Here is a 9,097-nt window from a genome sequence, read left to right as displayed (position 1 = left end):
CGTCCTGAACATAACTTTAGAGAGAGACCTAAGCTACTTTGATTACTCAAATTACGATCCTTCTGCAAGGATCGAGGCTTGGGACGCTCTTGATTCGATGGACTTTAAACATCCATCCCAAGGCGCCCACACAAGTCACCTGCGCACACTGTCAAAGATCGAATTCGTGCAAGATTTTTCGTCTTGCGCCCCTGAGCATTTCGCCCAAGAGAGCCGCCTACTATACAACCATTTTCGGAACCGTCAACACCTTCGAGGAAAAATTTGCCGGTGATTTTGGTTCCAGACCGTTCGACGGTGGCCGGCGGCGGCCGCACGCATCGAAGGGGCGCGAATCCTAACGATATCGATCCAGTTTGGGAAGGGGTTTTACGAAGAATTTTTTGCTTGCGTTCACGTCCGCGACGTGCCTGTTGGTGCGCCGCACCAATTCCCTGAGAATAACCCCGTGTTACGAATCCGCGATCAGCTTCACACGCGCAAAGCCGCGCTTGCCGAGTTGCAACAGGTATTCGCTGCCGCAGAGCAGGGTCAAGTCGCGATCGCCGACGATTTCGCCATCGACGCGCACCGCGCGCTCGCCGAGCTTGCGCAAGGCTTCGGAGGTGCTCGGCGCGAGTCCCACCGCCTTGAGCAACGCGCCAATACGAATGCCCTGCGCAGGCACGCCTAGTGTCTGTACGGGAATATCCTGCGGCACGCCGCCGCCTTGCACGACCTCGTGCCAGTGCCGGATTGCCGCGTCCGCCGCGGCCTGGCCGTGAAAGCGCGCGGTCAATTCCGCCGCCAGTTCCATCTTGCAGTCGCGCGGATTCGCGCCCGCGGCGACCGCCTGGCGCATCTGTGCGATAGCGGCCAGCGACTTGGCGAACGACAGCAGTTCGAAATAGCGCCACATCAGATCGTCGGACAGACGCATCACCTTGCCGAAGATTTCGTTGGCCGGTTCATTGATGCCGATATAGTTGCCGAGCGATTTCGACATCTTGTTGACGCCGTCGGTGCCTTCGAGCAGCGGCATGGTCAGCACGATCTGCGGCGGCTGGCCGGATTCTTCCTGCAGCTGGCGCCCGACCAGCAGATTGAATTTCTGATCGGTGCCGCCGAGTTCGACGTCACATTTGAGCGCGACCGAGTCGTAGCCCTGCACGAGTGGGTACAGAAACTCATGGATCGCGATCGGCTGGCCGCTTTTGTAGCGCTTGTCGAAGTCGTCGCGTTCGAGCATGCGCGCAACGGTGTGCCGGGCGGCGAGCTTGATCATGTCGGCCGCGCTCATCTGGCCGAACCATTCGGAGTTGAAACGCAGTTCGGTGCGCTCGCGATCGAGCACCTTGTAGACCTGCGCGGCGTAGGTTTCGGCATTGGCCAGCACGTCTTCGCGCGTCAGCGGCTTGCGCGTGACGTTCTTGCCGGAGGGATCGCCGATCATGCCGGTGAAGTCGCCGATCAGGAAAATCGCCTGATGCCCCAGGTCCTGGAACTGACGCATCTTGTTCAGCAGTACGGTATGACCCAGATGCAGATCCGGCGCAGTCGGATCGAAGCCGGCCTTGATGCGCAGCGGACGGCCGAGCCGCAGCCGCGCGGCCAGATCCTCCACTTTGATGATTTCATCCGCGCCGCGGCCGATCAAATCCATCGCTGCCTGCACGTCCGGCGCTGCTTTCGAATCGCTCATGAGTACCTCGGAGTATACATTTCCATAATTATCATCGGCGTGGACGAGCGCATGTCGTGCCTGCTTCGTTCAGCTTCGTCGATCTTCGGGTTAATTATTCGTTAACCGCGGAACCAGCCGCAAACCTTTGTAAAATCAGGCGTTGACGAGGGTGGGCTCACTGGTTATGGTACGGCCTGTTTTGCCGGACCCCAACCGTGAATCTGAACGAATCCGATCCAAACGTGCAACGCGACAAGCATGCATCGACCACCGCCCGGCGTGGCAATCTCCACTCCCAACGCACAAAGTGGACATTTATACAAAATACCATAGCCGCGCCGATCTCCTGGCGCCGCGAGCACTGGTTTCTGGCCGGCATCGTCGTCAGCGTGATCGTCATTGCCGGCGCGGTGCTGCCGAACTGGGCCGCCGCAATGCGCGAAAGAAATGCCGCGCTGCCGCCCACGACGCTCGACGTACCGCTGCCGGCATTATCGCCTGACGACAGCGCGCTGTCTGCCGCGATCGATGCGGCGAACAGCGAGCCACTGGTCGACGACACCGGTTGGCAAGTCGTCAACGTGCGCTCCGGCCAGACGCTCGGCGATATTTTCCAGCAGCAAGGACTCGGTGCCGCCGATCTGGCGCGTCTGCTCGACGACCGCAACAACACCTCGGCGCTGCGCAATATCCATCCGGGCCAAGAGTTCGCATTCCTGCGCAATGGCGATGGCTCATTGCATGCGCTGCGCTTCGACCGCGACGAGCATACGCGCGTGATCGCGAGCTTTGCCGCCGACGGCCTGAAACAGACCACGCTGGAGCGCAATATCGAGCGCCGCACCCATGTCGCGCACGGCACGATCGACGGTTCGCTGTACGGCGCCGGCGAAGCGGCCGGCATGAGCGATGCGTTGCTGGCGCAGCTGGCCAACGCGTTCGGTTACGATCTCGACTTCGCCCATGATCTGCGCGATGGCGACAACTTCACCGTGGTCTACGACGACGTCTACCGCGAAGGCGAGCGCCTGCGCGACGGCAACGTCATCGCCGCCACGTTCATCAATCGCGGCAAGCGCTACTCGGCGTTCCGCTTTACCAACCGCGCCGGCGAAACGCTTTATTACACCGAAGACGGGCGGCCATTGCGCAAATCGTTCCTGCGCATGCCGGTTGATTTCGCCAAGGTCACCTCGCGCTTCAGCGCCGCGCGCCTGCATCCGATTCTCGGCACGATGCGCGCGCATCAGGGCGTCGATTTCGCCGCGCCGATCGGCACGCCGATCCACGCCGCCGGCGCCGGCAAGATCGCTTTCCGCGGCTGGCAATCGGGTTATGGCAATGTGGTGATCGTGCAGCACGACGCGCATCACAGCACCCTGTACGGGCATATGTCGCGGTTTGCGACCGAACAGATCGGCCAGCGCGTCGCTCAGGGCCAGACGATCGGGTTTGTCGGCATGACCGGCCTCGCCACCGGCCCGCACGTGCATTACGAATTCCGTGTCGACGGCCAGCATCGCGACCCGCTGACCGTGACCCTGCCCAAGCCCGAGCCGCTGCCGGCTGCCGAGTTCGCGCGCTTCCGCAGTCAGACCCAGCCGATGCTCGCCAAACTCAAGACGCTTGAGGCCACCCAACTCGCGTCGGCAAAATAATCGCGTTGCAGATGTTGTGACCGCCGCGCTGTATCTCGGTCTGATCTCGGGCACCAGCGTCGACGGTATCGATGTCGCACTGGCGACATTCAATCGCAAGCCCAAGCTGCTGGCCAGCTTGGCCTACCCCTATCCCACGCGGCTGCGCGAACGCATTCTCGCGCTCGCGCAGGGCGACGGCCGCATCGCGCTCGACGACCTCGGCGCACTCGATGTCGAGGTCGCCCGCGCCTTTGCCGCTGCCGCAGGCAGACTGCTGCAACGCGAAGATATTGCCGCGGACGCGATCCGCGCGCTCGGCTCGCACGGGCAGACCGTGCGCCATCGGCCGCTCGGCGCGGCGCCGTATACGCTGCAGGTCGGCGATCCGAATGTGATCGCGGAACTGACCGGTATCACGACGGTTGCCGACTTTCGTCGCCGCGATATCGCCGCCGGCGGCCACGGTGCGCCGCTGGCGCCCGCGTTTCATGCGGCCATGCTCGCGCGCGCCGGCGGCACGCGCATCGTGCTCAATCTGGGCGGCATCGCCAATATCACGATCCTGCCAGCGGATGCGAAAAAACCGCTGCGCGGCTTCGACACCGGCCCGGCGAGTTGTCTGCTCGACGCGTGGAGCGAACGTCATCTGGACCGGCCTTTCGACAAGAATGGCGCGTTCGCCGCCTCCGGCCACGTCGATGCGACCCTGCTCGCGCGTCTGCTGTCCGATCCTTACTTTTCCGCGCCGCCGCCGAAAAGCACGGGCCGCGAAGTGTTTCACCTGAGCTGGCTGCAGGCGCATCTGCGCGGCCTTGCGCTCGCGCCCAGAGATGTGCAGGCGACCCTGGTCGCGCTCACCGCGCTGAGCATCGCCGACGCCGTGCGCGCACAGGCGCGCGATGCGCGCGAAGTCTTCGTCTGCGGCGGCGGCGTGCACAACCCGGTGCTGATGGCCGCGCTTGCCGAGGCGCTCGCGCCGCTCCCGATCGCCAGCGTCGCCACGCTCGGCCTCGATCCGGATTTCGTCGAAGCGATGACCTTCGCCTGGCTAGCGCGCGAACGCTTGGAAAACCGCCCCGTGGAAAATGTATACACCGTCACCGGTGCGCGCGGGCCGCGTGTGCTGGGCGGAGTCTATTTCGGCAAGAGCTAGTCGCGCTTTTCCGCGAACACCGCTTGCTCAATCGCGCGAAAGCGCGGCGACAGGTACACAAACAGAATCGCCGCCGGCGCGACAGCAAGCACCGTGATGATGAAGTACATGCCGTAGCCGGTTGCGGTGACGATGCCACCGGCGAAGAAGCCGAGGATTTTCCCGGGTAGATTGACCAGCGAGCTCAACAAGGCGTACTGCGTCGCGGTGTGCTGCCGGTTCACCAGCGACGACAGAAACGCGACCGTCGGCGGCCCGAGAAAACCCAGCGTCAGGTTCTCGCAGGAGATCACCGCCGTGAGCACGAGAAGATTGCCCGGACGGGCGATGAGCCACAAATAAAACAGGTTGCTGCTGCCGCACAACACGATCGCGACGCCGAAGGTGCGCCAGATGCCCCAACGCGCGACGGCTGCACCGCCGACAAAAACGCCGACGATGCCGATCCAGATGCCGTAGATCTTGGTGATCGTTCCGATTTCGGTTTTGGAAAACCCCATGTCGCGATAGAACGGACTCATGATGCCGCCAATCGTCGCCTGCTCAGGAATCTTGAACAGCAGGATGAACAGCAGCGTCACCAGGGCCAGATGCCAACCGTAACGCCGAAAGAAATCGGCGAACGGCTCGACGATGCTCCGGCGCATGGCATCGCTCCAACGGGTCGGCCGCGCGCGCTCGACCTGCGGCTCGGGCGCGAGCAGATTGGCGACGATCGGCAGCAGCATCGCCGTCGCCAGCGCGAGATAAACCCAACTCCATGCGACGTGGTCGGCCAAGATCAGGGCCAGCGCGCCAGAAAGGATCAACCCGATGCGATAGCCCAGGGAATACGTCGCGACCAGCGCACCCTGCGCCTCCAGCGGCGCAATTTCGATGCGGTAAGCGTCCACGGCGATGTCCAGCGTCGCTGCGAAGAGCGCGACCGCCAGCGTGGCGCAGACGAACGGAACCAGCCGCGCCGGTGTCAGCGCCGCCATCGCGACCAGACCCGCGATGACGCCGATCTGCGCGAACAGCAGCCAGCCGCGGCGCAACCCCAGATGCGCAAAACCGGGAATCTGCCAATGGTCGAGCAGCGGCGCCCAGAGGAACTTGAGGGCGTACAACATGCCGGCGCTGGCGATCATCGTGATGTTTTTCAGCTCGATTCCGTTTTCCTTGAGCCAGTACGCAAGCGTGCCGGCGACCAGCAAGAACGGCAGGCCGGACGCAAAGCCGAAGAACAACATCGTCCATGCTGCCGGCTGCGCAAATGCGCGCCATACCGATGGCTTCGCCGCGGCGCTCACGCGTATTCGACGAGATACGGTGCGTGATCGGAGAATCGCGGCGCCGGCGTGATCGAGCAGGCCTTTACTTTTTCACGCAGCGTTGGCGAGACGACCTGGTAATCGATGCGCCAACCGACATTGTTCGCGCGCGCCGCACCGCGATTGGACCACCAGGTGTATTCGACCGCATCGGGTTTGAGCGCGCGGAAACTGTCGACCCAGCCGCGCTGCTTGAACAGCAAATCCAGCCACGCGCGCTCCGCGGGCAGACAGCCGGAATTCTTCTGGTTCGACGACCAGTTCTTGATATCGTCGCGAGTGTGGACGATGTTCCAGTCGCCGCAGATCACGTAGTCGCGGCCGCTCTTGAGCCACGCATCGAAGATCGGCGCAATCCAGTCCATCACCTTGAACTTGAACTGCTGGCGTTCTTCTCCCGACGATCCTGACGGCACGTACAGCGACACTACGCTGAGTTTGCCGAAACGTGCCTCGATATAACGCCCCTCGTCGTCGAACGGCGCCCAGCCCAGTACGGTGCGCACTTCATCGGGTTCACGCTTTGCGTAGATCGCGACGCCGCTGTAGCCTTTTTTCGTCGTCGCATCGCGATAGAAACAATGATGTCCATCGGGACGAAACATCGGGTCGATGAGCTGATCCTCCTGTGCCTTGGTTTCCTGCAGGCAAACCACATCGGCATTCTGCTTTTTCAGCCAGTCGAAAAAGCCCTTGTTCGCGGCGGAGCGGATGCCGTTGGCGTTGAAGGTGAGGATGCGCATGGTTGTCAGCGGTGAGCGGTGAGGTGCAAGAGTAGACGATTCGCCGCGCCAAGTGCACCGTCAGTGACGCGCAGCAGCGCGTCGTGCTGGTGAATTGCTAATATCCGCTCACTGCTCACTGCTCACTGCTCACATGCTCGCCTACCAACGCGACTTCCTCAACCTCGCCCTCGCCAGGAACGCGCTGCGCTTCGGCGAGTTCACGTTGAAGTCCGGGCGCGTGAGTCCGTACTTCTTCAATGCCGGCACGATCGACTCCGGCGCGGCGCTGGGCGCACTCGGCCGCGCGTATGCGCAAGCGGCGCTGAATTCAGGGGTCGAATTCGACATGCTGTTCGGGCCGGCCTACAAGGGTATTTCGCTGGCCACCGCTGCAGCGATCGCGCTTTCCGAAACCACACAGCGCGATGTGCCACTCGCGTTCAATCGCAAGGAAGCCAAGAGTCACGGCGAAGGCGGCGTGCTGATCGGTGCGCCGCTCAAGGGGCGCGTGCTGATCGTCGATGACGTGATCACCGCCGGCACCGCAATCCGCGAATCCATGGCCTTGATCCGCGCGCATGGCGCCACGCCGGCCGGCGTGCTGATTGCGCTCGATCGTCAGGAGCGAGGCCAGGGCGTGTTATCCGCGGTGCAGGAGGTCGAAACCGAGTTCGGCATCTCGGTGATCGCGATTGCGCGCCTTGCGGAACTGTTTGCGCTGATCGCCGAACGGCCCGAGCTCGACACGCAACGCGAGCGGCTCGATGCCTATCGGCGCGCTTATGCCAGTACTTATACTTGACCGCGAACGCCACGGGTTCTGCCCGACGCTCGTATACTTTTGCGAAACGGAGAAAACCGCCATGTCATTGATGCAGAGACTCCTGATCGCGCTTGCGATTGTCGCGACTTCACTGCCGTTGCTGGCAGCGAACACCGGCCAAACACGCTACAAATGGAGGGACGCGCACGGCGGCCTGCATTACACCGACACCTTGCCGGCCGAAGCGCTGCAAAACGGCTACGACGTCGTCGACAAGCAAGGCTATGTCGTCAAGCATGTCGATCGTGCGCGTACCGACGAGGAACGCAAGGCCGATAAGGCGTCAGCGGCGACTCAGGCGTCTGAGCGCAAACAAACGCAGGAGCAGGTCAAGGCGGATCAGCAACTGGTGAGCGCGTACGCCAGTGAGCAGGATCTGCAGGCCGCGCAACAATCGCGTCTCGACGTGATCGACGAGACGATCAAGAACGTACAACTGAGTCAGTCGGACCAGGAAAAAAGCCTCTCCGAACAGCTTGCGCACGCGGCCAGCCTAGAGCGCAACGGCAAACCCGTGCCCTTGCCCGTGCAGCAGCAGATTGAGGTGCTGCGCAAGAACATCTATACGCAGAAAGCATTCATCGCGCGCAAGCAGCAGGAGCGCGTCGACGCCGGGAAAAAGTCGGAAGCTGAAATTGCGCACTATCGGGAAGTGCGCGCAAGGCAATCCGGGGCTACCCAGCCCTGACGCTGCGGCGAAGGCGGTCGCTCAAAACGGCAGCTTGAGCCTGGGGTCCACCGCCAGCAACTGTTTGCGGAACACGGTCTGCACGCGCAGCATCGCAGCCGTGCTGTCGGCATCGAAGCGCAGCACCAGAGCGGGCGTGGTGTTCGATGCGCGCACCAGACCCCAGCCGTCGGGCCAGTCGGCGCGCAGGCCGTCGATGGTGGTCAGGCGCGCACCGTCGAATTTCGCCGCCGTGCGGAAGCGTTCGATGAACACGGAATGCTCGCCTTCGGCCATTTCGATCTTGAGTTCCGGCGTGCTGACGCCCTTGGGCAGCTCATCGAAAATCGCCTGCGGGGTGCGCCCTTCGGGATCACCGGCGAGGATTTCGAGCAGGCGTGCGGCGGCGTAGATGCCGTCGTCGAAACCGTACCAGCGTTCCTTGAAGAAAAAATGTCCGCTCATCTCGCCCGCGAGCGCGGCGTCGGTTTCGCGCATCTTCGCCTTGATCAGCGAATGACCGGTGCGCCACATCAGCGGGCTGCCGCCGGCCTCCAGCACCAGCGCTTGCAGCTTGCCGGTGCATTTCACGTCGTAGATGACGGTCGCACCCGGATTGCGCGAGAGCACGTCCTTGGCGAACAGCATCAACAGGCGATCGGGAAAGATCACCTCGCCCGTTGCGGTGACGACGCCGAGGCGATCGCCGTCGCCGTCGAAAGCCACACCGATGTCGGCGTTCAGTTGCTTGACCGTCACGATCAGATCCTTGAGATTGCGCGGATCGGACGGATCGGGATGATGGTTGGGAAACTTGCCGTCGACCTCGCAGAACAGCGGCACGACTTCCGCACCGATGTTCTCAAGCACCGCCGGCGCGATGGCGCCCGCGATGCCGTTGCCGCAATCGACGACGATCTTGAGCTTGCGTTGCAGCTGCACGTCCGCGGCGATACGGTCGGTATATTCCTGCGCCAGATCGAGCATCCGCAGACCACCTGCGCCGCTGGTGAAATCGCGGTGGACGATGCGCTTGTACAGTTTCTGGATTGCGTCTTCGGACAGCGTCTCGCCACCGAGCACGATCTTGAAGCCGTTGTAGTCGGGCGGATT

At 62.7% G+C, this 9,097-nt stretch carries 7 protein-coding genes and 1 pseudogene; 4 read left to right on the top strand and 4 right to left on the bottom strand.

Annotated elements, in window-relative coordinates:
* Positions 1–451: 451 nt before the first annotated feature.
* Positions 452–1,681: a tyrosine--tRNA ligase gene (gene tyrS, locus VIE67_RS04455; protein WP_332023672.1), complete on the bottom strand. Its 1,230-nt coding sequence runs from the start codon at positions 1,679–1,681 to the stop codon at positions 452–454.
* A gap of 197 nt (positions 1,682–1,878) precedes the next feature.
* Here tyrS and VIE67_RS04450 point away from each other — a divergent pair, with 197 nt between their 5' ends.
* A complete protein-coding gene (locus VIE67_RS04450; protein ID WP_332023670.1) occupies positions 1,879–3,321 on the top strand; it encodes an OapA family protein in 1,443 nt (480 codons plus the stop codon).
* A 16-nt stretch (positions 3,322–3,337) separates the two neighbouring features.
* Positions 3,338–4,456 (top strand): anhydro-N-acetylmuramic acid kinase, encoded by a 1,119-nt coding sequence (locus VIE67_RS04445; RefSeq protein ID WP_332023669.1) that lies wholly within the window; start codon positions 3,338–3,340, stop codon positions 4,454–4,456.
* On the opposite strand, the gene VIE67_RS04440 is transcribed toward VIE67_RS04445, so the two are convergent.
* Both VIE67_RS04440 and VIE67_RS04435 read right to left on the bottom strand, forming a co-directional pair.
* Positions 4,453–5,748, bottom strand: a complete 1,296-nt coding sequence (locus VIE67_RS04440) for an AmpG family muropeptide MFS transporter (protein ID WP_332023667.1) — start codon at positions 5,746–5,748, stop codon at positions 4,453–4,455. The genes VIE67_RS04445 and VIE67_RS04440 overlap by 4 nt on opposite strands.
* Positions 5,745–6,512: an exodeoxyribonuclease III gene (locus tag VIE67_RS04435; RefSeq protein ID WP_332023665.1), complete on the bottom strand. Its 768-nt coding sequence runs from the start codon at positions 6,510–6,512 to the stop codon at positions 5,745–5,747. The genes VIE67_RS04440 and VIE67_RS04435 overlap by 4 nt, the downstream gene beginning before the upstream one ends.
* Positions 6,513–6,645: 133 nt before the next feature.
* Between VIE67_RS04435 and pyrE the strand changes: the two genes are divergently transcribed.
* Together pyrE and VIE67_RS04425 are read left to right on the top strand one after the other, a co-directional pair.
* On the top strand, positions 6,646–7,296 hold the full coding sequence (pyrE, locus tag VIE67_RS04430) for an orotate phosphoribosyltransferase (RefSeq protein WP_332023663.1): 651 nt from the start codon (positions 6,646–6,648) through the stop codon (positions 7,294–7,296).
* 61 nt (positions 7,297–7,357) lie between these two features.
* Complete coding sequence (locus tag VIE67_RS04425) at positions 7,358–8,005, top strand: DUF4124 domain-containing protein (protein ID WP_332023661.1); 648 nt, start codon at positions 7,358–7,360, stop codon at positions 8,003–8,005.
* A gap of 21 nt (positions 8,006–8,026) precedes the next feature.
* On the opposite strand, the pseudogene VIE67_RS04420 reads toward VIE67_RS04425, so the two are convergent.
* Positions 8,027–9,097 (bottom strand): annotated as a pseudogene (locus VIE67_RS04420) (phosphomannomutase/phosphoglucomutase); the annotation flags it as partial.

It is taken from the genome of Rudaea sp. (assembly GCF_036560865.1).
Taxonomy (GTDB): Bacteria; Pseudomonadota; Gammaproteobacteria; order Xanthomonadales; family Rhodanobacteraceae; genus Rudaea.
Note: the sequence above shows the minus strand (reverse complement) of the source record. Positions and strands in the feature narration are given on the sequence as shown.